Source organism: Candidatus Poriferisodalis sp. (genome assembly GCF_965208925.1).
In the GTDB taxonomy this organism is placed as follows: domain Bacteria; phylum Actinomycetota; class Acidimicrobiia; order Acidimicrobiales; family Poriferisodalaceae; genus Poriferisodalis.
Window position 1 is genome coordinate 2,209,837 of record NZ_OZ242364.1, and the last position, 25,746, is coordinate 2,235,582.

The following is a 25,746-nucleotide window of genomic DNA, read 5'->3' on the forward strand; positions in this document are numbered from 1 at the left end:
CGCAATCTGCCAGTGCGTGTTTTGCAATCTCGGCGGGTCACGCTTGGTCTTCGAGGGCGCTCCCCGGGGTGCCGGTGTGGCGGAGAGGTCCTTCGAGGACCTGTTGGCAGTGGCTGCGTCGGCGCTCGTAGCGGACGAGGGCCGAGTCGGCGACGCCCTCGTGCCTGCATTGCTCGGCGGCGAAATCGGCGATCTTGAGGGCAGCCGCGACGTGCGCCCGAAGCGATGCGTCGTCGAAACGGCTGTGGGGACGGTCGGCTGAGTACGTGGCACCGGGTCGCCAGATGTGCAGCTCCGAAAGCTCGACGTCGTCGCCCGCAAGCTGACTGAACGAGTCGCGCAATGCTTCAGGTTGGTCGGCGAGCAGCGCATCGATCCTGTGGTCGTGCGGAGGTGCGCTGTCGGTGGTCACGATGTGGGCGGCCTTGGCGGCCGACTCCACAATCATGTGAACCTCACCCATGGCCCGAGCCCAACGAACATCCTCCAGAGCGGCGCGCTCCTCGATGTCATCGGCGGCAGCCACCTCTTGCGGCGCGGGCTGCATCTGGTTGGTGAGCGCAGCGATCGCGTCGGACATGTCCGTGAATCGGCTCTGCAGCTCGGCAGTCGAGTCTGATGGCAATCCGATCTCCTTGTCCCAGTCGATCCCGTCGTGGTCGCCTGCGTCGGCCAGTTCGAGCGCGTAGCCGGCGATGCGCGCCTCGACCGAGCACGGTACGCGGGCAGTGCGCACTGCCCATTCGGGAGCGTCGGTAACCATGACATCGACCCGGTGACCCGCAGCGGCCCTGCCTCGGGCTTCCAAGGCGCAGCGGCGCTTGCCCCGTTCGGCATAGTCCAAGTCGTCGTAGATGGCCACCAAGTCGATGTCGCTGCGCTCTGTGGCTTCACCACGTGCCAACGACCCGAAGAGCAGGACCCTCCCGGCGCCCGCTTCGACGAGTTCGCCCGCGGCGCGCCGGGCAGCCGCGAGGTCGGGAACGCCCATGCCCCGAGATTACTGGTGCACCCCGCTCACACCGGGCGACGGCGGCATACAGCAAGCACCCAAAGCGCTACCTCGTGGGTTCGCGCTGGCCGTAGTTCTTGAACGTGTCGCCGATGGCCGTCGCAACCGACGCCAGCTTCGAGCGTCCCTCGTTCAGCCGGGGCGCCATAGCCGTCAGGCCCTCGACCGTCCAGCGGCCCTCAGTGACGATGATGTCGTCGTCCGACAGCGACCAGCCCTGGTACAGGCCCACCTCGTTGGCCCCCACGTGGAAGACGCCACCGGTGAACGGGCACTCAGCCGTGGACAGGTACGCCACCAGCGGGCTGACGTTGGCCGGGTCGTACACGTCGAACTGCGCGGGGTCATCCGGTGCCTTCACCACGTCGCCGAGCCCCGGCGTCTGCAACGTCAGGCGGGTGCGCGCAACCGGCGCCAGGCAGTTGACCCGAACCCCGTATCGAGCTAGCTCGCCGGCAGCCACCAGTGTCATGGCGGCGATGCCAGCCTTGGCGCCTGAGTAGTTGAACTGGCCAAGGTTGCCGAGCATGGCCCCCGACGCGGTGTTGATGATCGAGCCGCTGACTTCCTTGCCGGCCTTGGACTGCTCTCGCCAGTACGCAGCGGCCCAGCGGGTGGGGCAGAAATGCCCCTTCATGTGCACCTCGACGACGGCGTCCCACTCCGGCTCGGTCATGTTGACCACGACGCGGTCGCGCAGGATGCCGGCGTTGTTGACCAGCACATGCAGGTCGCCGAAGGCCTCGACGGCCTCATTCACCATGCGCTGGGCGCCCTCCCAGTCGGTGACGCTGTCGCCGTTGGCGACGGCCTCGCCTCCCATGGCTTCGATCTCAGACACCACGTCTTGCGCCGGTCCTTGATCTGCGCCGGTGCCGTCGGCGGATCCGCCGAGGTCGTTGACGACGATCTTCGCCCCCTCCGACGCCATCAGCAGCGCGTGCTCGCGGCCGATGCCCCGGCCGGCGCCGGTGATCAGGACGACACGTCCGTCAAGTGCACCCATGTTGTTCTCCCGTCTCGAGGCGTGCTGGAGCGGATGACCGGGGTCGAACCGGCGACCTCAACCTTGGCAAGGTTGCGCTCTAACCAACTGAGCTACATCCGCGCGGCGGATCACTGTAGCAAGCGCCCGTCGGCAGGCGTCAGCCGCCGCGATGCGTGAGTTCTGCGAGCCCCTGCCGTCGCCGGCGGTTATTCCTCGGAGGGCCGCAGGTCGATGCGCAGCGTCAGGATCCCGTCGTCGAGCGTGGCGGTGGCGTCGCCGATCATGGCGTAGTCCATGAAGTCCAGCTCGGCCTGGCGGATGAAGTGGCGCCGCTCCTCGCCCCCGATGGCAGGCAGGTTTCGCTTGCGCACCGCCAGCGCACGCTCGGCAAAGCGGGTGATCATTTCCTGGGGGTCGAAGGTTTCGCTCATGTCGTTCCGGCTCTCATGATGGCTCGGCCGCGGTGCTCACGTCACCTTGCCACTGTCGTGGGGCCGTGCGCCGCAGGTACAGGGCGAATCCGGTTCCACAGGCCACGGTGAGCAGGCCCAGCACTGCCACCAGCAGCCACCACACGCCCAGGCCCGAGCCGACGGCCTCCGATGGCACGCCGGCATGCGCGTCGGCCAGCAGCGCCGTTCCGCTGCCGGTCAACGGGTGGCTCCCGGGGATCCCGCACCGCTCTTGTAGATGTCGTCGATGAACTCGCCCATCGGTGGCCCTGTCTGGTCGGGCTCGGTGAGGAAGCCGTCGTGGCCGTTGTCGCTGTCGATGTCGACGTGCTCGACTCGCATTGTGCCCCGGCTGCGGAGTGCCTCGACAATCCTGAGCTGCTGAGGCCGCGGGTAGAGAAAGTCGGTGCGGACGCTCATCACCATGGTCGGTGCGACGATGCGGGCCAGTGCAGCATCGATGCCGCCGCGGCCCCGCCCGACATCGTGGAGGTCCATCATCTTGTTGAGCACCAGGTAGGTGTTGGCGTCGAAGCGGGGCACGAACTTCGCTCCCTGGTAGTCGAGATAGCTCTCGACGTCGAAGCGTTGCTCGAGCCGCAGCGGAAGCACCTGTTCCTCGCTGTGGCGGTCGAACCGGCGATCGAATTCGTCACCGGAGCGGTAGTGGATCATCGCGATCCGCCGTGCATTGGCCAAGCCTCGATGGGGCCCGTCCCCGTCGGCTGCGTCGTAGTAGCGACCGTCCCTGAAGTTGGGATCGTCATAGATTGCCTGCCGGCCCACCTTGCTCCAGGCAATCTGCTGCGCGGACGCCTCTGCTGACGCTGCGATCACGACCAGAGAGCCGACCCGTTGGGGGTAGGTAACGCCCCACTCCAGCACTGCCATGCCCCCCATCGAGCCGCCGACGACGCTGAGCCAGCGATTGATGCCGAGGTGCCGGCCGAGCGCCCACTGCGAGCGCACCACGTCGCGATTGGTGACGACGGGAAAATCGGGTCCGTAGCGCTCACCGGTGGACGGGTTCAGCGACGACGGGCCGGTGCTGCCCTGGCAGCCGCCGAGCACGTTGGCGCACACGATGAAGTAGCGGTTGGTGTCGAGCGGGCGGCCGGGGCCGATGAAGTCGTTCCACCAGCCATCAGTGGGCTGAGCGGGCGGGTGCGCTGCGCCATGAGCGTGCGCATCTCCGGTCAGCGCATGGCAGACCAGTACCGCGTTGGACGCGTCAGCGTCGAGCGCGCCCCAGGTCTCGTACGCGAGCACTGGCTGCTGGAGCACGCCACCGCCTTCCAGCGTGAACGGCCGATCCGGCGACAGATCGAAGAACTGCCGCTCGGCCGCGCCGAGGCCCGGGTGCCATGCACCCGAGGCGGGCAGCGGCCAGGCCGCCGCATCGTCGTTCGGGGCGCTCGCGCGCCTCGCACTGTCCACAGCTGAGCCTTCGTCCTGGGCCTTCGATTCCGGGGCCGGGTTCCAGCGGCCAGAGTGCCGCTGGGTAGGCAAGGGTACCGGCCCCCTCTGGCCTGTCTAAAGCAGTTTTCAGCGGCTGGCGTTGTCGCTGCTGGCCGCGAACGCTGCGAGATCGTCAAGACGCTCGTCGTTCGAGAACACGTCGTGCAGACGCAACCGCAGGCCGAGCCGACGCTGCAGCTGGCGCACTTCCAGCTCTTCGTCCCACAGGAACATCGTGACGGCGGTGCCGCTGCGGCCCGCTCGAGCCGTCCTTCCGGAGCGGTGCAGGTAGGTCTTGTGCTCAGGCGGAACGTTGTAGTGCACCACCACGTCGACCTCGTCGATGTGCAGCCCTCTGGCGGCGACGTCGGTGGCGACCAGTGCGGCCAGCTTGCCCTTGGCGAAGTCGGCGAGCGCACGCTCCCGCTTGACCTGGGGCAGGTCGCCGTGGATGGCGCCTGCTCGCACCCCCGCTTCTCGCAGCTCGCGGGTGAGCTGGTCGGCGCCGCGCTTCGTGCGGGTGAACAGCAACGTGCGCCCGTTCGCCGCGATCATGCGGGCGGCGACCCGCACCCGGTCCATCTTGTGCACCGAGAGAAACAGGTGGCCCATCTCCGAGACGGTCACCTCGCGCTCGGTCACTTCGTGGAAGACCGGGTCTCGCAGGTGCCGCTTGACCAGCGTGTCCACGACGCCGTCGAGCGTCGCTGAGAACAGCAGCGTCTGATGCTGGCCGTCGATGTGGCGCAGCACCCACTCGACCTGGGGCAGGAACCCCATGTCGGCCATGCGATCGGCCTCGTCCACCACCACGCGCTGGATGCCCGAAACGTTGACGGCGCCGCGGTCGATGAGGTCGATCAGCCGGCCGGGCGTGGCGATGACCACGTCCATGCCGCCCGACAGCAGCTCGATCTGCCGATCGAGGTTGGTGCCGCCGTAGGTGGCGATCGACCGCAGGTCGGCGGCCTTGGTCAGCGGCTCGACCACGGCGGCGATCTGGTTCGCCAGCTCGCGGGTCGGCGTGAGCATGAGCGTGGTGGGGTGGCCGTCGGCGGCGCGGGGCGTCAGCGCCAGCATCGGCAGGCTGAACGCCAGCGTCTTGCCGGAGCCGGTCTTGGCTTTGCCGCAGACGTCCCGCCCGGCGAGTGCTTCGCCGATGGTCAGTTCCTGGATGGCGAATGGCTCGGTGATGCCTTGGTCAGCCAGGGTGTCGCACAGGGGCGCAGGTACGCCTAAGTCAATGAATGTTGTCACGGGGGTCTCTTCGAAGGATGTGGCCCAGAAGGTTGCGGCGCCGCGAGCTCGGCTGCGGCAACGCTGGGCAGTGGGGCCACACGGCGAACTGCCTTGGCTGCCGAGTGTATGGGAACGGCGATGCCTCACGGCGGAGCAAGGCGAGCGACGCCGCCTCTCGACTCGTGGAGCGCCGCGGTCGACGTCGCTGCAAATGCCGCCGTCAACGCGGGGGTCGGCCACTACCCTGCGGACGGCCGGGCGGAGTGGCCGAGTGGTTAGGCAGCGGCCTGCAAAGCCGTGTACGCCGGTTCGAATCCGGTCTCCGCCTCACTGGCCGGCTAGGCCCCGAGCAGGGTTTCGGCGTAGGCCGAGCCATGCAAGCAGGCTGCTAGCTTGAGTCACCCTCCGGGCGATTGGCGCAGTTGGTTAGCGCGCTTGCATGACACGCAAGAGGTCACAGGTTCGACTCCTGTATCGCCCACCATCTGTAAGCCCGTGAATTCGGCACCGTTCTCGGCTGGACCATCACCGTTAAGGCCGACGACGGCGACACCCACACCGTCAGGATCGCCTGCCAGGACTGGACTAACTCTCGCGCCGCGAGAGTTCGTTTTTGTAGATAGTGCTCATTACTATCTATTGAGTGCGAGCACGCGTGAGACGCCGGCGTGGTGGGTCGCGGTGCTTGAGGGCGACCGTGGCGGTGTTGGTGGGGGCGGCGGCGGTGCTGGGGCCGTTGGCGTCGGCGATGGGTGCGTCGCCGGAGCTGCAGCTTCGCGACGTTCCTGAGGCGGTGGAGCTGGGCGACCTCGCGGACGAGGCCAAGACGGTGGTCAACAGCTCCATTGACGACGCGGCCGGCGGTGTGGTGCGGTATGGGTTCGAGCTGTCGTCGCCGCAGTCGGTGGAGGTGGTGCTGCGGCTGCTGAGCGCGAACCTGGATGTGTTCTTGGAGGACGCCTGGGGTGAGGTGCTGGGCTCGGGCACCGAGCTGGGGCGTTCGGATGAGCGGTTCAGCCTGACGTTGGCGGCGGGCAGCTATGTGGTGCGGCTGGAGTCCGTGGGCCCGGTGGGGTACCGGCTCAAGCTGAAGGTGACCGAGCCGGTGGGGGAGCCCGTCGGCACCCGCACGAATCCGGGCCTTAAGACAGACCCGGGCACTGAGTCAGATCCGGGCGTCCCCGCAGACCTCGTCGAGGCGTGGACATCAGTGTTGGATGTGGGGGCGAGTGACGACGGGGCGGGCTACTCGCGCTGGGCGCAGTTTGGTTCGCTGACGCCGGTTCAATTCGAAGTCGACGGGTCGTCGTATGACGTCATCTTGCTCGCCGAGGTCGCCGGCGGCCTGTACCTGGGCCTGCGGCGTTCGCTGGATACCGAGTTCACCCTCGAGATCGACGGCCAGCAGTTCATCGGCTCCGACAGCTTGGTTCCCGCTGGGCTGGCGCTGCGCGGCACGTACTGGTGGCCCACAAACGGCGTGCTGTCCGCCTCTCTGGGCGGCACCGCCGACGTGTCGCTCAGCGTCGGCTCCGACACGCTTCCTGAGCGTGGCGCGGCACCGCCGGGAGCGTGGTTCTCGGATGTGCCCGACACGCACGACGGATCGACCTCTTTCGCGCTGGAGCTCAACTTCGACGAAGCAGACGTCGAGGTCACCGCAGGATCGATGGCCGACGCGCTGACCGTGACCGGCGGCTCGCTGGGGGTCGTGACCGAAGTGTCGCCCGCCGGCAAGACCTGGGAACTCACCGTGACCCCCGACGCAGCGGGCGACGTCACCGTGTCGCTCAACGCCCCAACAGACTGCGTCACAGCACACGCGGTGTGCACCGCCGACGGGCGAATGCTGCGCAACACCGCCCAAGCCGTCGTGCGGGGAACTGCCGACGACGACGATCCGCCCGCCAGCAGTGCCGACCTGAGTGCGCTCACGGTGGACGGCGTCAGTGTCGCCGGATTCAGCGCCAGCACCACGGAGTACCAATTCGGTGTCGACGCCTCGGTGGCGCAGGTGACGGTGTCGGGCGTCGCGGACGGGGCGGCGACGGTGGCCTACAGCGGAACCGACGCCGACAGACTCACCGACGGCCACCAACTGGGCCTGAGCGAGGGCCGCAACGTCGCGACGGTCACCGTCACTGCCGCCGACGGCAACACGACCAAGGAATACACCGTCAGCATCAACCGGGGGTCGGAGGACCCCTTTGGATGGAGCGCCGGGGACGACTTCGACACCCTGGCGGCGGCCGGGAACAAGTCAGCCGATGGCCTGTGGTCCGACGGCACCACCATGTGGGTGTCCGACGACTCCTACGGCAATGAGAAGATCTTCGCCTACACGCTGGCCACCAAACAGCGAGATCCCAGCAAGGACATCCGCGTCCGGCAGACCGGGGCGTTCGGAGACGCCCATGTCCGAGACATATGGTCCGACGGCACCACCATGTGGGTGGCCAACCACTTCGAGGCCAAGCTCTTCGCCTACACGCTGGCCGGTGGGCAGCGGGACCCCGCCAGGGACTTGAACACCGACGGCGCGGCCGGGAACGAATCCCCTATGGGCTTGTGGTCCGACGGCACGACCATGTGGGTGTCCGACCTTTCCAGCAAGAAGATCTTCGCCTACACGCTGGCCACCGGGCAGCGGGACCCCGGCAAGGACATCGACACCGACGGCACGGCCAACACGGGACCCGTCGGCCTGTGGTCCGACGGCACAACCATGTGGGTAGCCGACAGTTTCGACGCCAAGCTCTACGCCTTCACGCTGGCCGACGGGCAGCGCGACCCCGACCGGGATTTCGACACCCTGTCGGGGCACGGCCACACCCTTCCTTGGGCGATCTGGTCCGACGGCGCGACGATGTGGGTGTCGGGCTTCCTCAACGACAAGATCTTCGCCTACAACATGCCCGGCAACGCCGACCCGGGCAATGCCGACCTGAGTGCGCTCACGGTGGACGGCGTCAGTGTTGCCGGATTCAGCGCCAGCGACACCGCGTACCAGTTCGGTGTGGGCGCCTCGGTGGCGCGGGTGACGGTGTTGGGCGTCGCGGACGGGGACGCGGCGGTGGTCTACAGCGGAACCGACGCCGACAGCGTCACCGACGGCCACCAAGTGGACCTGAGCGAGGGCCGCAACAACGTGAGGATGACCGTCACCGCCGCCGACGGCAGAACGAGAAAGGGCTACACCGTCAGCATCAACCGGGGGTCGGAGGCCCCCTACGGATGGAGCGCCGAGGACGACTTCGACACCTTGGCCGCGGCGGACAACAGGTCAGTCACCGGCCTGTGGTCCGACGGCACCACCATGTGGGTGGCCGACGACGCCGACGGCAGTGAGAGGGCCTACGCCTACACGCTGGCCACCAAGCAGCGGGACCCCGGCAAGGACATCGACCTCCGCAAGCCCTCCAGAGACACCCATGTCCGGTCCATCTGGTCAGACGGCACCACCATGTGGATGGGCGAGAGTTTCGACAACAAGCTCTACGCCTTCACGCTGGCCGACGGGCAGCGGGACCCCGGCAAGGATATCGACATCGGCGACCAGTACCCCTATGGCCTGTGGTCCGACGGCACGACCATGTGGGTGTCCGACGTTCACAAACAGAAGATCTTCGCCTACACGCTGGCCGACGGGCAGCGGGACCCCGGCAAGGACTTCGACACCCTCGACCCGGCCAACGCCCGTCCCGCCGGCCTGTGGTCCGACGGCACGACCATGTGGGTGGCCAACAGCTGGTATGACGAGAAGATCTTCGCCTACACGCTGGCCGACGGGCAGCGGGACCCCGACCGGGACTTCGACACCCTGTTCTGGCACGTCCAGGACCTTCCCCGGGCGATCTGGTCCGACGGCGCGACCATGTGGGTGGGGACCACCTACAGCGACAAGCTGTTCGCCTACAACATGCCGGGCAACGCCGACCTGAGCGCTCTGAGCCTCAGCGCCGGGACGTTGACCCCCGCCTTCGGCACCGCCACGACGTCCTACACGGTTTCGGTGGGCGACTCGGTGTCGCAGGTGACGGTGACCGCCCAAGCAGCCGACGCGGGCAACGCCACGGTCGTGTTCCTCGACGGCAACGACGTGGAACTCCCCGACGCCGACGACCACGCCGACGGCCAGCAGGTGGACCTCGCGTTGGGCGACAACACGATCAAGGTCCAAGTCACCGCCTCGGACCTCGTCACCACCCGCGTCTACACGCTGACGGTCCACCGTGTCGCCGACGACGCCGCGATCTGGGCGGTATCGGTCGGCTCGGAATCCATCGCCGAGGAGGGCGAGACGTCGACGGCGGTGACCGTGAGCACCGGAGGCGTGACGTTCACCGAGGCGAAGACGGTCACGCTGGTCCTGGCGGGCACCGCGACCGAGGTCGCCGACTACACAGTCACCGCCAAGACGCTGACGCTCGCCGCCGGCGAGACCTCGGCACACGCCACCGTGACCGCGGTGGACGACACTGTCAGAGACGCCGACGAGAGCATCGAGATCACGGCGATGCTCGACGGCGCGGTGATCGGCGTCCCGCAGACCATCACCATCGCCGACAACGACGAGGGCACTAGCGGCTCGTGCTCGCCGGTCTTCGACCCGACGCCCACGGCGGTGGCGGTGACGGCGGTCCCCATCGAGGTGGCATCCAACATCGGCGAGTACTTCGTGCTGTATGTCAACCACCAAGAGGACGGCGTGGTGTCCGAGACACCGGTCGCGGTGATCAGGGGCGAGGCGTCCACGACGATGCTGGCGGAGAACGTGGCCGCGCTGCCGCCGGAGCGCTACCGGGTGGAGAAGTACCTCATCACCGACCCCGCCGACGTCGACGGCGACTGCGTCGACGACCTCACCGAACTCGACAGTCTCGGGACCATGAGCCCGGTGAACCCCGCCCCGGCCATCGGGCTCACCGACGGCGCCGCAGCCGTGCCCGATCAGCCCACCTTCGAGACGCTGGCCTATGGCGGGCAGTACGTCAAGTTCGTTCTGCTGGGCATGGACACCGACTCGCCGACCCTGTTCTTCATCAACTCCAAGACGCACCTCCGCCATCCCATCGCGTTGTTCCTCGATGCGATAGGCCACCTCGAGGCCGACCTGCCCTGGGCCGTGCCGGGCGAGATCGTCTACGACCCCGCACTCGAGGCCCCCGACGGCAGCACCGGCGTCTACTACTGGTGGCTGAACCGCTACGACAACCGCTACAGCACCGACCTGCTCGAGCGCATCCACACCCTGCTCGCGGCCGGGATGCCGCTCCTCGACGACAACCTGGCCCTGCACATACCGAACTACCGCCTCGCGAGCTACCAGTCCGAGCTGCCGCTGTTGAGACAGTCGCGCATCCCGCTCATGTTCGACGAGGACATCCACCCCGGATCCAGCTTCCTGCCCATGAACCCCGCAGTGGGATACGGCCGGCTGCGGGTCATGGAGCAGGGGGACCGGCCCCATCCCCGCGACATCGCGATATACGAGGCACTGCCCAACGAGCTGCCCCGCGTCGCAGGGATCATCACCACCGTGCCCCAGACGCCGCTGTCGCACGTGAACCTGAGGGCCGTGCAGGACGGCGTCCCCAACGCCTTCATCAGCGACGCCCTCAACGACGCCACCATCGACGGCCTCCTCGACAGCTACGTCCGCTACGAGGTGACCGAGAGCGGATGGAGCCTGAGGGCAGCCACCCCCGCCGAGGTCGACGCCCACTACGCCGCGTTGCGGCCCGCTACGGCACAAGTACCCCAACGCGATCTGTCGGTCACCGCGATCACCCCCCTGAGCGCCGTCGGCTTCGAGGACTGGGACGCCTTCGGGGTCAAGGCCGCCAATGTGGCCGTGCTGGGGACGCTGGGCTTCCCGCCCGGGACCGTGCCCGAGGGATTCGCGGTGCCGTTCTACTTCTACGACGAGTTCATGAAGCACAACGGGTTCTATGACGACATCGAAGAGATGCTCGCCGACGAGAGCTTCCAGACCGACTTCGATGTCCAAGAGGACATGCTCAAGGATCTGCGCAAGGCCATCAAGAAGGGCCAGACGCCTACCTGGATCCTGGACGCGCTCACCGCGATGCACGCCACCTACCCCGTGGGGCAGTCGCTTCGCTACCGGTCGAGCACCAACAACGAAGACCTTCCCGGGTTCAGCGGGGCGGGGCTGTACGACTCCAAGACCCAGGATCCCGACGAGACCGTCGAAGACGGCATCGACAAATCCATCAAAGGGGTCTATGCCAGCCTGTGGAACTTCCGGGCCTTCACCGAGCGCGAGTTCCACCGCATCGACCACCTCGCAACCGCGATGGGGGTGCTGGTGCACCCCAACTACACCGACGAGCTCGCCAACGGCGTCGCGGTCAGCTTCGACCCCGTCAGCGGATTCGACGGCTACTACTACGTCAACACCCAGCTCGGCGAGGACCTCGTCACGAACCCCGATGCCTACTCCGAGCCCGAGGAGATCCTGCTGCACCCCAGCGGCAACGACATCGCGATCCTGGCGACCTCCAACCAGGTGGAACCCGGAGAACTCCTCCTCGACGACGCCCAGCTCCGCCAGCTCGGCGAGCACCTCGAAGTGATCCACGACCACTTCAAGACGCTGTACGACCCCGCACCCGGCGAGCCCTTCGCCATGGAGATCGAATTCAAGATCACCAGCGACGACATCCTCGCCATCAAGCAAGCCCGTCCCTGGGTGTTCAGCCCGTCCAATCAGACCGCCACCGGCCTGCCGACCATCACGGGCACAGCGCAGGAGGGTGAGACGCTCAGTGCTGACACCTCAGGGATCAGCGACGCCAATGGGCTCACCAACGTGCAGTTCAGCTACCAGTGGATACGCAGCGACGGCAGCTCAGACACGGACATTGTCGGCGCCACCGGCCAGACGCATACCCTGACCCACGACGACGTGGGCAAGGCCATCAAGGTGCAGGTCAGCTTCACCGATGACCACGGGTTCTCCGAGACATTGACCAGCGACGCGACGGCTGCGGTGGCGCATGCGGTCGAGACGCTGTGGTCGGGGGAGATGACGGTGGCCGACTATGGCAGCAGCAGCCTGGGCGCCTACAACGACGACACCCTGTTCTCGAACGTAACGAGCAGCATCCAGCTTCAAGTCAAGTGGCTCTGGTACTTGGAGTCGGAGCGGAAGCTCTGTCTGGCATTTCGGGCGCCGGCTTCAGGCACAGGAGACTGGAAACTGCGTATAGACGATGCGGAGCTTGATTTTCCGAGCGGAAACTCGAACTTTGTCTTCAGGAACGTCGACCTGTCCTGGACGGCCGACCAAGTTGTCAACGTGAGCATCGTTCGCCCAGAGCCGTCCTAAGGCGCGTGTCACAGCGGGCAGCGAGCCAGTCGTTGCTGTGCCGGTCAGTCGCGGGGCAGGACGCTGCGAGCGACGCTGACTGAGGTGTGGACGCGGTCGCTGCCGCTGGTGCGTCGTATCCGGGCTCCAGCCGGCAACAAGTCGGCGATCTCGCTGAGCACATGCGCGGGCACTGCAGCGGTGCCGCCGACGACCCGGACCAGCCCGGGCCGCAGATGCTTGAGCAATTCAGCGGTCTCGGTTGGCACGCCGTCGGGTGCCATGTAGGCCACCACTGAGGCCGACGTGCGTGCAGAGAGCACCGCAGCGATGCCGATGTCGGGCGGGCTCCACCCGCTGGCGATGATCACGACTTGCTCGCCTGCTGGAAGCCGTGCCGAGCCGCCGGTGAGCAGCTGGGCCGCGAGCTGGGCTGTGTGGGCGCGCGATGTGCCGCTGACTCGTTCGATGCTTGCGCTTCCGGCGGCGCGGATGTCGTTCTCGACGGCTTCCGACACTGCCGCGGGGCCGCCGACGATCAAGATGCGGAACGGCGACGTCTCCGCGATGAAGGTGCGCAGCTTCTCGGAGACAGCGTCGGCGCGGGTGTACACGACAGCGGAGTCATCCAGGCGAGCTGAGAGCATTGCGGCGACACCGATGTCGGGCGGGCTCCACCCGTTGGCCACCACGAGCACCGCTCGGCCATCTGGCGTGCCGTCGAGCGCGAGACGAGCAGCGTTGATCGACGTCTCGACGCGGTCGTTGCCGGTGATTCGCTTGATGTCTGCGAATGGCTCAGCTTCCGCGAGCGATGCGCGCGCTGAATTGGACACTGCTGCCTCGCCGCCGATGACGGGAATGACGTGAACGGTTCGGATGTCGAGCAGTGCTCGGACCGCAGGGGGAAGCTGCTCGCTCTCGGTGTAGACGACAGCCGCACCCGCCAGACGCGCTGCGAATGCGGCGGCAACACCAATGTCTGCAGGACTCCAACCGTTCGCTACGAACAGCGTCGTCCCCTCCACACCATCCACGCCGCCGCTCGCTCCGCCGCTGCCGCCGCCCCCTCCGCCGCCGCCACCGCTGGTACCTGATTGCCCACCCGAGCCGCCGCCCCTGGAGCCCTGCTGCGCCGGAACGGTTTGCCGCTTCCTGGCAGGTTCAAGCGTCAAGCTCGTCACGACACTGCCGCTCACTGCCGTTTTTGCCCGCCCATGGCCGTCGTCGTACACGGCCTCGGCGCGCAGGCGATAACCGGAATCGCTTCGGGCGACGGTGTAACTGGAAGCGGTCGCGTGCGCGATGGGCGTCCAGGTGACGCCGTTGCGGGACCGCTGCCATTCCCAGCTCACGTCGGAGACGCCTCCGTCCGGATCGGTCAGCTGGGCACCAACCTTCGTGCCCGGGAGCGCCTCGGTCTCGGACAGCGATACAGAGCCGGTCTCGTCGACGTTGGCCACGACTATCTGGACACGCTGTGAATCGGAGAAGGTGCCGTCGGAGACGATGACATCGACCGCATAGATGTTGTCGAGATTCGAGTCAGCGGGGGCGTCGGCGTCGGGCAGCGACGAGAACCGCACGACGCCGGAGGAATCGATCTGCAGATCGCCCTGGTCTGGCCCCCCGAGACGCCACTCCAATGGGCTCTGGTCGGGATCCCAGGAGCGGAACTCGACGCTGAAGGTCGAGTGTTCGCTGGTGTAAACGACATGGGGTCCGCTCAGGACCGGGGCTTCCGCTTCGTCGGTGACTTCGATCCTGACGGGTCGCTGCGCCCGCAGTCCTGACGGGTCGGTAGCCCTCACCAGCACGTTCAGGGTTGCCACGGACTCGTGATCGAGCGGTGCACGCGTGCGAAGCTGCCCTGTGGAGGCGTCAATCTCGACGAAGTCATCGTCGACTCCGCTCAGTGAGTAAGTGAGTTGGTCGCCATCGAGATCCGTGGCCGTGACGAGGCTGCCGATGGCGGTGCCGACGCCGCTGTTCTCGGGCACTGACAGCTCAAGGGTCGACGTCGACTGGAACGACGGCGCACGATTGCTCCCCGGCCGCGAGCGCGTCGCGCGCTGCCATGTGTGGCTTACGCTCTTGCCAGATCCGTGTGGGTCGCTGTAGACGAGACTGGCTCGCAAGCGCAGGCCCAGATCGGCTTGGGTCGGCGTGTACGAACTCGATGTGGCATCGGGAATCTGGGTCCAGCCGGATTGAGTGGTTCGACGTTCCCACGTCCATGTGTGTCCGCTGGTGCGACCGTCAGGGTCATCCACGATCAAGCCCACAGAAGTGCCGACTTGCGGGTACAGCAGCGTCGGGCGGACTTCGGCGACTTCGTCGTCGTTGAGCACCGTGACCCGTACATCGAGCGACCCGGTGTTCCGGCCGTCGAATGCCTCCACCGTGACGGCGTAGGCATTGTCCTGATTCGCATCCTCGGCGAATTCGAAGTCCGGGGCCTGCGCGAACCTCAGGTAGCCGTTCCCGTCGATCGTGAAGGCCCGGCGATCGTCTCCGGACAGCCGCCATTGCACATTGCCGAATTCGGGATCGTCTGCGTCGTAGTAGCCGAGCACCGAGAACGCGCTGGTGGAGAGCTCGTTGCGCTCGATCGTCGTGTCGCCGGTCACCTCGGGTGCTTCGTTGAGGTCGCGCACCGCGACCCGCACCTGCCTGGAAGTGATGAGGGCGCCGTCCGAGGCGTCGATGGTGACCCGGTACACCGTGTCAGAGTCGGCGTCGTCAGGCTGCTCGAAGTCCGGCGCCGAGTCGAGGCTCAGCGTTCCGTCGCTCGCGAGCGTCAATGAGGACGCATCGGGGCCTCGCAGCGTGAGCGTGACGCTCTCGCGTTCTGGATCTGTGGCGCTGTAGCTGCCCAGCGTGCCCGTGCTGTTCTCGTTGATGCTTGCCACCCGTGGTCCGACGAGCACCGGCGGCTCATCGACCGGGGTCACCGTGACCGTGACGTCCAGCGAGACCGTGTGCGTGTCATCGGATGCCCGCACGGCGAGCTTGTACTCGTTGTCCCGGTTCGCGTCCGCGGGCGATTCGTAATCGGGCGGCACGTCAAAGGTGAGCTGGCCGTTCTCATCGATGCTGAATGGTCCGTTGTCGGTTCCACCGACCGACCACGAGACCTGCGTGCCTTCGGGATCGTCGGCGGAATAGAAGCCCAGGCTCGCCTCCGAGTTCTCGGCGATCGACACCGCGCTGGGTCCCGACACGGTGGGTGCTTCGTCGACGTCGAGCACCTCGACGGTGATGCCGACGGTGGTGTCGATGGAGGTGTCGGCGTTGCCGTCGCGGTCGGTGCCGTCACGCACCGACACCGTGACCGAGTGCGTCTGCTGGGTCTCGTAGTCGAGCTCGGCGGCAACCCTCAGCTGTCCCGTCGAGGCGTCGATCTCGAAGCTCCCGGCGTCGGCGCCGCCGAGCGAGTAGGTGAGCACCTCGCCGTCCCGGTCCCTGGCGGCTACCGGAGGGCCCACCGCAGTTCCCGCTGCAGCGTGCTCGGACACGCTGCGCACCCGGGAGCCTGTGGCAGGAAAGATCGGCTTGGCGCGGCAGTAGGGCAGCCCGAGACTGCCGAGGTCGTGGCTGGCGATGTATGCGAACGAGCCCGGCACGCAGCCCGTCAAGCTGTTGTTCGCCAGCGAGATCGCGGTCAGGTTCACCAGCTCTTCGAGCTCGATGGGGATGTCGCCGCTCAGGTCGTTCGAGTCGAGATAGAGGGTCGTGAGCTGCGAGAGATTGCCGAGTTCGGCGGGAATCTGGTGCTGCAGGCCGAGACCGCTGAGATCGAGCTCGACGAGATCGGTCAAGTTGCCGATCTCGGGCGGCAGTTCGCCGTAGAGCTCGTTGCCGCTCAGCCTCAGATGCGTCAGGTTGGCGAGGTCTGTCAGCCAGGTTGGGAACGACGTGCGGTAGCGGATCCCGATGAGGTCCAGCACTTCGAGATTGGACAGCCGGCGGAACTGGGAGGGGAACGCTCCCCCGAACTCGTTGAAGGCCGCCGTGAACACGGTGAGGCTGGACAGGTCGCCCAGCGTGGTGGGAATCACACCACTCAGGCCGTTGCCGGACAACTCGAGCGCTGTGAGATTGGACAGGTCGCCCAGCGAGCTCGGCAGTGACCCGGTCAAGCCGTTGTTCTCCAAGTCGAGAACGGAGAGATCGGCGAGATTGCTGAGCGCACCCGGAATGGATCCGGACAGCTGGTTGTTCGCCAGATTGATGTGAGTGAGGCCGCTGAGGTTGCCCAGCGAGCTCGGTATCGACCCGGTGAGCTGGTTGGTTTCGATGTCGAGATAGGTCAGGGCGCTGAGATCGTCGATGTCGGCGGGGATGGTGCCGTCCAGCCGCTTTCCAGCGATGCGAAGCTCGGTCACTCTCCCGCCGGACATGACGACCCCGAACCAGTTGATCATCGAGACCGACGCAGACCAGCCGAGGCTTGCGGAGCTGGACATGGTGTCCTGCGCGTCGAGCAGCGTCTCGCAGTCGGCCACCAAGCCCGGGTTGCTGGTGGGGTTCGGCACCGCGATGCCGCTGCTGCAGTCCAGTGTCTGGGCCGACGTCGGCGCATGATGATGGGGAGCGATGAGGCCACCGCAAGCGATCAGCAGCGCCGCTGCAGCTCTGCTGAGCCGCGACGTGCCTGGCGCGCCCGCGCCCCTCGTTCCCGCTGCCTGCATTGCGGCTCCCACTCGTCGCAAGGTTGAGGACCCGGGTGGGGCCACAGCAGCCGCAGGAGTCCGATCCGCGGACGCGGTTCGAAATAGTAACGACGACTATCTTCAAATCTGCGGCAATCGACGCACCCGGCGGCAGGCCCTCTGCGACGTCACGCATGTCCGAGCGCGCCCGAGAGAACGTCGCGGCTGTCGGCCGCGACGCAGACAACTGCGGCTCTGAAACGCGCACAGGGGTCGTGTCAGACTGCTCGGCGGCATGAGCGAACCGGCGGACGACAGCGCTGATCAGCGGCCGCTCGAGGGCATCCGGGTGCTGGATTTCACGCGGGTGGTGGCGGGGCCGCTGGCCACGCGGATGATGGCCGACCTCGGGGCCGAGGTCATCAAGATCGAGCCGGTCGACGGCGACCTCAGCCGGACCTTCCCGCCCCACGTGCCGGGCGACGTCAACCCCTATTTCTCCCAGCAGAACGCCGGCAAGCGCTTCTGCTCGATCGACCTGCGTGCGCCAACGGCCCCGGAGCTCGTGCGAGAGATCATCAGCCGCTGCGATGTCGTGGTGGAGAACTACCGGCCGGGTGTGATGGCCAAGTTCGGCCTCGGTGCCGACGAGATGTGCGCACTGCACCCCAAGCTCGTGTACTGCTCGGTGACCGGATTCGGCCAGACCGGGCCGTGGGCAGCCAAGCGCGCGTACGCGCCCGTGGGCCACATGGAATCGGGCTACATCGACTACGCCATGCGCGAAACCGGTGCCCGGCCCGAGAACCCGCCGCTGGTGGTGGGCGACATCGTGACGGCCATGTCGGCAGCCGCCACGGTCAACGCCATGCTCGTCAAGGCGGCCAGGACCGGCCGGGGCGGCCACATCGATGTGTGCATGGTCGAGGCCATGGTGTACATCCAGGAGTGGTCAGCGCTCGAGCTGGCGGGCGGCTGGGACGAGCCCAACGCAGGCCTTGCCCACGAATGCCCGATCCTTGTGCTGCCCGACGGGCGCGTGTGGGCCATCGCCGGAAACCCCGCCGCATGGTTCGACGACCTGCTCACGGCCATGGGACGTCCCGAACTGGCAGACGACCCCCGCTTTGCCACGCCTGCGGCACGAATGGCCAACCGCTACGAGCTGTACGACGAGATGACCCAGTGGGCGGCCGGCTTCGCCGACGTGGAGGACTTCCGGCGGGCGATCGAGGCCGGCACACCGTTCAGCGTGGCCGAGATGCGCTCCATCACCGAGCTGGCCGAGACCGACTGGGCCGCGCACCGCGGGCTGCTGGCAGAGACCGCCTCGGGCTTCGCGGTGCCAGCGCGTCCGGCGCTCGGCTCAGGCATCGGCACCGACGGCCACGTCGCTGCCCGGGGGGCGGACAACCGGGCGACGATCGGAGGTCTGCTCGGGCTCGATGACCAGCAGCTCGACCGGCTCGAGGCGGCAGGAGTCCTCGTCACCGCCTGATCGCAGCACACATGGCCCGCGGCTTGCCGCTGCACATCAGTGGGACAGACGCTGCGCGTCTGCGGACGAGAGGCCGACGGCGTTTGTCGTAGTTGTAACTATCATTTTCTCGTGCTGCCTGCGGGCACACGAAGAGTCTGATGCATCCCCCTACACGTTCCGGTACCGCTGCCGCGTCTCGCGCGGGCTGGTTGCCCGTGTTGTTGCGGCGTTCGGGCATCGCGCTGTTGGTGGTGTGCCTGGTCGGCGTGGTGCCCGTGGGCCCTGTGGGTGCCCATGAGCACTTGGGCGATGTCGAATTCGAGCGTGTCTACGGGGCGGACCGGTATGCCACGTCGTTGCAGGCAGCCGAGGCGGTGGCGGCAGACGCGGGCGGGTCGCTGGAGTGGGTGGTGGTGGTGTCCGGCCGGAGCTGGCACGACGCAGTGGTGGCGTCGTCGGTGGCTGGGAAGCTGAGCGCTGCGATCCTGTTGACGCCTCGGGAGGGATTGCGCGCCGACGCCATGGCGTTCCTGGCCGAGGCGGGCGTGTCGAAGGCGCTCGTGATCTCCACCGCTGACGCTGTGCCGAGCGAGGTGGATGACCAACTCGAAGCTGCAGGTGTCAAGGTGGAGCGGCTGGGCGGCGCCGATCAGTACGAGACCTCGGTGCTGGCGGCGCGTCGCAGCGGCACCCCCGGGGCGCTGGGCGCCTCGGGCCGGACCGTCTTCGTTGCCAGCGGCGAGGTGTTCGCGGACGCTCTGGTGGCCGGACCGCTGTCGGCGTATGGGGGTCATCCGGTGCTGCTCACGCCGCCCGACGAGCTGCATCCGTCGGTGAGCCAGTACTTGCAGCAAACCCCGGTCAACCATGTGCTGGTGATGGGCGGCATCAAGGCGCTGACTGCTGAGGTGTCCAATGCGATTGAGGCATTGGGGATCGGCGTGCAGCGTGTAGCGGGAGCGACGCGGATCAGCACGGCGTGGCGCCTGGCGGCGCTGGCCGCCGGCGAGATGGTCGACGGCTGCCCGCGGCAGGCATACCTGGGCTTGGCCCGTGCCGACGTGCCATTCGACGCGTTCGCCGCGGCACCGCTACTGGCGGGGCGTTGCGCCGCGCTGGTGCTGGCCTGGACCGGCGAGGTGCCCCGGATCACCGCCAGCCACATCAACCGCATGCGCGCAGCCCACCTCGACGGCGTCACCCTGAACGTCTTCGGCGGCAATGCCGCCATCTCCCAGACCGCCCTCGACAGCTACATCCAGGACTCCTCCCAAGCTGGCTCCGCAGGAGGCGGCGGCGGAGGCGGTGGTGGCGGTGGCGGCGGAGGCGGCGGCGGAGGCGGCGGCGGCGTCAGCACCGGAAGCGGCGGCAGCACCTCCGCCCGGCAGACCCAAGGGGCGCCGGTTTTGCGGCCGGGGGTGCCCCAGGACGTGAGGATCACCGTCGAAGGCGACACCACGCTCGACCTCACCTGGAATCCGCCCAACAGCGACGGCGGCGACCCGAACTTGTCCTACGTGGTGCAGCACCGGGCTGGCTCGACAGGCGGCTGGTTGTCGTCAGGCGTGACCAACGACGACAGCAGCGCCAAGATCGAGCATCTGGTCAACGGCGTGACCTACCAGGTCCAGGTGGCGGCCCGAAACAGCGCCGGAACCGGGACCTTCGTCGTGGTCCAAGGTGAGCCGGTGGGAACCAGGGCCCCGGGCGAGCCGGGCAGTCTCTCGTTGACACCCGGCCGCAACCAGCTCACAGCGAGATGGCAGGCACCGTCCGAGCGGGGCGGGTACGCATCGGTGACCTACGAGGTCGGGTACCAGGAAGCCGGCAGCGGCAGCTGGAACACGTTCGCCACCGACGAGACCCGCACCTCGGTCACCATCGGGAACCTCGACAACGGCACCCAATACGAGGTGCGGGTGAGGGCCAAGAACCCGGTGCTGTCCAGTGGCTACGCCACCGAGAAGGCCACGCCCCTCGGCAGCGGGCCGAGCGCGCCGCAGCACGTGACGGTGACGGCTGGCTTCGGGAGCCTCGACGTGTCGTGGCAGGCGCCCTCGAGTCTCGGCGGGTACGCGGCTGAGCACCTGAGCTATTCGGTGCTGTATCGCAAGATCAGCGGCGGCACCACGATGACCTTCGCCACCGACGAGACCCGCACGTCGGTGACCATCCCCAACCTCGACAACGGCGTCGAATACCAGGTGCAGGTCGCGGCCAAGACGCCGGGCGGCTCCAGCAACACCATCACCAAGCGGGGCACGCCCGTCGGCAATCCGCCTGACGCCCCGACGATCGACACCGTGACGGCAGGCAACGGACAGTTGCAGGTGTCGTGGTTCGTCCCGCCCGACACCGGCAGCTACGACGCCTCGCTCCTGACCTACGTGGTGGAGCACCGCGCAGCGGGCACCACCGGCGACTGGCTGAGCACAGGAGTCAACATCGCGGGTCTGAGCGCCACCATCCGAGGCCTCGACAACGGCGTCGCCTACAACGTGCGGGTCGCCGCCCAGAACCCTGCCGGCATCAGCCCCAGCTACGCCACCACTACGGGCACCCCGGTAGGCACCGCGCCCAGCACGCCGCGCAGCGTCAGGCTGACGCCCGGCAACGGCTCGTTGCGGGTCGACTGGCTGACGCCTTCCAACACTGGGGGCTACGCCGAATCGTTCCTGACCTACGTGGTGCAGTACCGCAAAGTTTCCGCCACGTTCTGGGACACCCTCAGCCCGAACGTCTCCAGCTCGCCGGCCACGATCACCGGCCTCGACAACGGCGACGAGTACGAGGTGCAGGTGGCGGCGCAGAACACGGCAGTCCTCAATCTCATCAGCGGCTACACCACAGCGGTGAGGGGCACGCCAGTGGCCGATGCGCCAGGCGTGCCCACGGGCGTGTCGGTCACGCCAGGCAACCGCGAACTGACGGTGACGTGGGCCGCGCCGACCGAGACCGGCGGCGCCTACACGACCGCCCAGTTGACCTACTCGGTGCAGTACCGCAAGGGCACGACCGGGGGCTGGTCGACCCATGCCTCGGCCCAGTCCGCCACGTCGGCGACGATTCCCAATCTTGACAACGGCGACCTGTACCAGGTGCAGATTGCTGCGACGAATCCGGGCAACCGGACCGGCAACTACAGCGACCTTGAATCGGGGACACCGGCGGGCGAGGCGCCCGAAGCGCCGACTGCCGTGTCGGTCACGCCAGGCAACCGCGAACTGACGGTGACGTGGACCGCGCCGACGGGCACCGAGACCGGCGGGTACGCATCCGCACACCTGTCCTATGACGTGCAGTACCGCGAGACTGGTGTCGGGTCATGGACAGACGGGCCGACGGGAGTGTCGGGAACCTCGACGAAGATCACCGGCCTCGACAACGGGAAGCAATACCAAGTCCAAGTCGCGACGGTGAACCCGGCTGGTTCGAGCAGTTTCACCGAACAGGCGCCGCCGGGCACATCGGGAACGCCGAGGGGCACCAGTGCCGATCCGCCGACCATCAGCGGGGTGACCGCGGGCAACGGGTCGCTGGCAGTGTCGTGGAATGAACCGTCGAACACCGGCGACTACGGCAGCTCGTTCCTGAGCTACCCGGTGCAGTACCGCAAGGGCACCAGCGGGGCCTGGCTGACCACCGGAGTCAGCGTCTCAGGGACTCCCGCTTCGGGGTTCACCGCCACGATCACCGGCCTCGACAACGGCGACGAGTACCAGGCGCAGGTCAAGACCTCCAATCCTGCGGGCGACAGCAGCTTCGCCACCGCCACCGGCACCCCCGAGGGCGACGAGCCCGGCGCACCCACGATCGGCACGATCACCGCGGGCAACGGGCGCTTGACCGTGCCGTGGACCGCACCCGCCGACACCGGCGGCTACGCCGACTCCCACCTGTCCTACGTGGTGGAGTACCGCGAGCAGGAGCTCGGCGGCGGCTGGCTGACCACCGGAGTCAGCATCTCAGGGACCACCGCGACGATCACCGGCCTGGACAACGGCGTCACCTACGAGGTGCGTGTCAGAACCGTGAACCCCGCCGACAGGAGCGACTTCGTCGAGAGCACGGGCACGCCGGTAGGCGCCGCGCCGGGGGTGCCCCGCAGCGTGGGGGCGCAGGCAGGCGGCCGGGCATTGCTCGTGTCGTGGACGGCCCCGTCGAGCACCGGCGGCTACGACGCCTCGCTGCTGACTTACAACGTGCAGTACCGCGAGACCGACCCCACTGACACCGCTCAGTGGCTCAATGGAGGGACGGGAATCGCGGGCACTTCGACGACGATCTCGGGCCTGGTGAACGGCCAGGAATACGAAGTGCAGGTGCAGGCCGTCAACTCGGCCGGCCAGAGCGCCTTCTCGACGCCATCGGCGAAGGGCACGCCGCTCGGCACCGAGCCCAGCGCTGTACGCAGTCCCACGGTGACGCTCGAGGGCGGGGGCAAGCTGGAACTGTCGTGGAGCGCGCCGATCGACGACGGCGGCTACACCGATCTGACCTACGTGGTCGAGCATCGCGAAGCCGATACCAGCGGCAACTGGTCCGCTGACGGGGTGACCATCACCGGTACGACCGCCGTCATCCGCGGCCTCGCAAACGGCACCGAATACGACGTGCGGATCGCTGCCAGCAACACCGCCGGCACCGGTCCGTTCGAGGAGGTCTCGGGTACGCCGGTCGGGACGGTGCCGAGCGAGCCGGGCAGCCTGGTGGTCGAGGCCAAGAACAGGGGGCTCAAGCTCACCTGGGACGAGCCGACCGAGACTGGCGGGTTCAGCTCGCTGAGCTACGTCGTGGAGTGGAAGGAGGACGGCGACGACGAGTGGCGGCAGTTCGGCGAGAACGCGACCAACAGCGCCAACGAAGAGACGACCGTCACGGGCCTGGTCAACGATGTCGACTACGAGGTACGGGTCGCCGCGATCAACGAGAAGGGCCGCAGCACCGCCAGCGAATCGGTCGGCACGCCGGTGGGAAGTGCACCGAGAGCTCCGAGACACGTTGCGGCCACGCCGGGCAACGAAGAGCTGGTGGTCACCTGGAGCATGCCGACCAACACCGGCGGCCACAGCTCGTCAAACCTGACCTTCATCGTCGAGTACCGCGAGAACGGCACCAGCGATGCGTGGTCGGACACCGGGGTGACCATCACCGGCACCACCGCCACCATCACCGGCCTCACCAACGACACGGCCTACGACGTGCGGGTCGGCGCCTCCAACACGTTCGGAACCGACACCAGCTACTACGTCACCGTGACGGCGACGCCGGCCGTGGACTTCACGCCTCGCGACGTGGTGGTGAAGGGCGGCAGCGGCAACGACAACCTGATGGTGTCGTGGTCGGCACCGGCCGCGCCCAGCGGCGACGTCGACAGCTACGTCGTGGAATACAGGGATGCAGACGGCGCGAGCGACGCATGGACAACGAGCGGGGTGTCCATCAACGGCACGACCGCCGCCATCACCGGGCTCACTGCCAACACCACCTACGTGGTGCGCGTGGGCACCACCCACGGGTCCCCCAGTGGCACAACGTGGGCGAGCACGGTCACCAGCGTGGCGCGGGCTGTGCCCGCCATACCCAGGAATCTCGACATCAAGCCCGAACTGATCGAGAGCAAGCTGAAGCTGGAGTGGAGCGGGGCGGCCAGGGCCGAGGGCTACAGGATCCAGTGGCGCCAGGCAGGCGAGAGCTGGGACGCCGTCAACCGGCAGGTGACGAGGGGCTCCGGCAAGTCGTACGAGATCAACCTCGGCGGCGCCAGGGACAACGACGGCAACGGCACCGACTGGGAGGTGCGGGTCATCGCCTACAACGACGGCGGCGACAGCGACCCGAGCGACGTGCTCGAGCACACGATGCTGCAGAACGAGGCAGAGTACAACCACTGGGCCGAGAAGAACATCATCGAGGTGCTCGAAGACGACTGGCTGTGGCTGCGCCGGGTGTGGCGATTCCTCGACAGCCGACCCGGTCACAACATCAAGGTTCAGTCACTGGACGCCAACGGCGTCGTCGTCACCAACATCTACATGGACCCGGCGGCGTCCAGGAACAACCTGCCGGCCGCCACATTCAGCGAGGTGAAGCTGAAAAAGGGCATCGAGCGGGAGGACCCCGACCACCTGTCCACGTTCCTGCACGAACTCGCCCACATCTACACCCTCACAACCGACATGGCCGACTTCATCACCGAGGACGGCAGCGACGTCGCCTCGGTCGGCATGGCCCTCGTGTACATGAACGTGGAGCACCCCAATGGAGGCGGCATCAGCGACCGCCAGTACTGCGAAGCCCACGAGCTGCTGGCCGACCTCATCCTGTACGTGGTGACGAAGGACGCCAAGGCCGAGGCCCTGAGCGGGGATCTGCCCGACCCGTTCAACCTGTTCCAACCGAGCGATCTCACCAGCATCGGACAGACGTTTTACTGGAGGCACTGCGACGATCTGACGAACAACCTCGACGGCGATCCGAGCGCAGCCGACGAGGCTCTCATCCGCGACGTGCTGGCGGGCGACATCCCCGACTGGTTCGCCTCCGAGTACAGCGCGTCGGGCTCCGACATCTACGACCGCAGCTACGACGTCAATGCGGCCAAGCTGTGGAGGCACGTACGCGCATTCCAGGTGCACGAACTCGGCACGCTGAGCTACCGGGTGGTGCCGGTCAACTACTTCAGCACGCTCTTCGGCGGCTACTGCAGCAACTCCGGCGCCACCAACGAGGCCAAGACCAAGGGCACGCCATCCGCGGGCCGCAACCCGTGGGCCAACGACGGCTGCCCGATCAACAACCCCGGCGGCATCGTGCTCGAAGCCGGATCGGGCCTTATCGACGCGAACTGGAACAACTCGCGCAACATCAACCTCGATTGGGTCGATGAGATCGAGATCCAGTGGAAGGCCGCCGGCGAGGACTATTCCGACGATGTCGCCGACGGCCGCACCGCCACGGTCACCCAGGGCCAGCTTCCCTACAGCATCACCGGCACCGCCGGCACGCAGCTGACGATTCGCCTGCGCCTCGTCAGCGGCAGCTACAACAGCCGCTGGGTCGAGAAATCGGAGACCGTGGGCTCCTGACCGCCGCCCTGTGTCCGGTCCTGGTGAAACGGGGCCCCGAC

Annotated in this window: 10 protein-coding genes and 3 tRNA genes; 5 read left to right on the forward strand and 8 right to left on the reverse strand. The window is 67.4% G+C overall.

Annotated features, from left to right (window positions below; translation table 11 throughout):
- Positions 1-37 precede the first annotated feature (37 nt).
- The 7 genes from ACOGI5_RS09760 to ACOGI5_RS09790 form a co-directional block, all read right to left on the reverse strand.
- Positions 38-991: a nucleotidyltransferase domain-containing protein gene (locus ACOGI5_RS09760; RefSeq protein ID WP_419864228.1), complete on the reverse strand. Its 954-nt coding sequence runs from the start codon at positions 989-991 to the stop codon at positions 38-40.
- A 67-nt stretch (positions 992-1,058) separates the two neighbouring features.
- Positions 1,059-2,018 (reverse strand): SDR family oxidoreductase, encoded by a 960-nt coding sequence (locus tag ACOGI5_RS09765; RefSeq protein WP_419864229.1) that lies wholly within the window; start codon positions 2,016-2,018, stop codon positions 1,059-1,061.
- 25 nt (positions 2,019-2,043) lie between these two features.
- A tRNA-Gly gene (locus ACOGI5_RS09770) sits at positions 2,044-2,120 on the reverse strand.
- Between the two features lie 86 nt (positions 2,121-2,206).
- Positions 2,207-2,431 (reverse strand): hypothetical protein, encoded by a 225-nt coding sequence (locus ACOGI5_RS09775; protein WP_419864230.1) that lies wholly within the window; start codon positions 2,429-2,431, stop codon positions 2,207-2,209.
- A 13-nt stretch (positions 2,432-2,444) separates the two neighbouring features.
- A complete protein-coding gene (locus tag ACOGI5_RS09780; RefSeq protein ID WP_419864231.1) occupies positions 2,445-2,654 on the reverse strand; it encodes a hypothetical protein in 210 nt (69 codons plus the stop codon).
- Positions 2,651-3,889: a homoserine O-acetyltransferase MetX gene (gene metX, locus ACOGI5_RS09785; RefSeq protein ID WP_419864232.1), complete on the reverse strand. Its 1,239-nt coding sequence runs from the start codon at positions 3,887-3,889 to the stop codon at positions 2,651-2,653. Before metX ends, ACOGI5_RS09780 begins: the two co-directional genes overlap by 4 nt.
- Before the next feature lie 108 nt (positions 3,890-3,997).
- Complete coding sequence (locus ACOGI5_RS09790) at positions 3,998-5,167, reverse strand: DEAD/DEAH box helicase (RefSeq protein WP_419864233.1); 1,170 nt, start codon at positions 5,165-5,167, stop codon at positions 3,998-4,000.
- Positions 5,168-5,406: 239 nt separating this feature from the next.
- Here ACOGI5_RS09790 and ACOGI5_RS09795 point away from each other — a divergent pair.
- The 3 genes from ACOGI5_RS09795 to ACOGI5_RS09805 all read left to right on the forward strand — a co-directional run bounded on the left by ACOGI5_RS09795 (position 5,407) and on the right by ACOGI5_RS09805 (position 12,503).
- Positions 5,407-5,477, forward strand: a tRNA-Cys gene (locus ACOGI5_RS09795).
- Between the two features lie 79 nt (positions 5,478-5,556).
- Positions 5,557-5,633 (forward strand) — tRNA-Val (locus ACOGI5_RS09800).
- 201 nt (positions 5,634-5,834) lie between these two features.
- Complete coding sequence (locus ACOGI5_RS09805) at positions 5,835-12,503, forward strand: cadherin-like beta sandwich domain-containing protein (protein ID WP_419864234.1); 6,669 nt, start codon at positions 5,835-5,837, stop codon at positions 12,501-12,503.
- A gap of 44 nt (positions 12,504-12,547) precedes the next feature.
- Here the strand turns inward: ACOGI5_RS09805 and ACOGI5_RS09810 are convergent, their stop codons facing one another.
- The gene (locus ACOGI5_RS09810; RefSeq protein WP_419864235.1) at positions 12,548-17,176 is read right to left on the reverse strand and encodes a cadherin domain-containing protein; all 4,629 of its coding nucleotides are present in this window, start codon (positions 17,174-17,176) and stop codon (positions 12,548-12,550) included.
- Between the two features lie 256 nt (positions 17,177-17,432).
- On the opposite strand from ACOGI5_RS09810, the gene ACOGI5_RS09815 reads away from it, so the two are divergent.
- Positions 17,433-18,635 (forward strand): CaiB/BaiF CoA transferase family protein, encoded by a 1,203-nt coding sequence (locus ACOGI5_RS09815; RefSeq protein WP_419864236.1) that lies wholly within the window; start codon positions 17,433-17,435, stop codon positions 18,633-18,635.
- A gap of 197 nt (positions 18,636-18,832) precedes the next feature.
- Complete coding sequence (locus ACOGI5_RS09820) at positions 18,833-25,705, forward strand: fibronectin type III domain-containing protein (protein WP_419864237.1); 6,873 nt, start codon at positions 18,833-18,835, stop codon at positions 25,703-25,705.
- Positions 25,706-25,746: the final 41 nt, after the last annotated feature.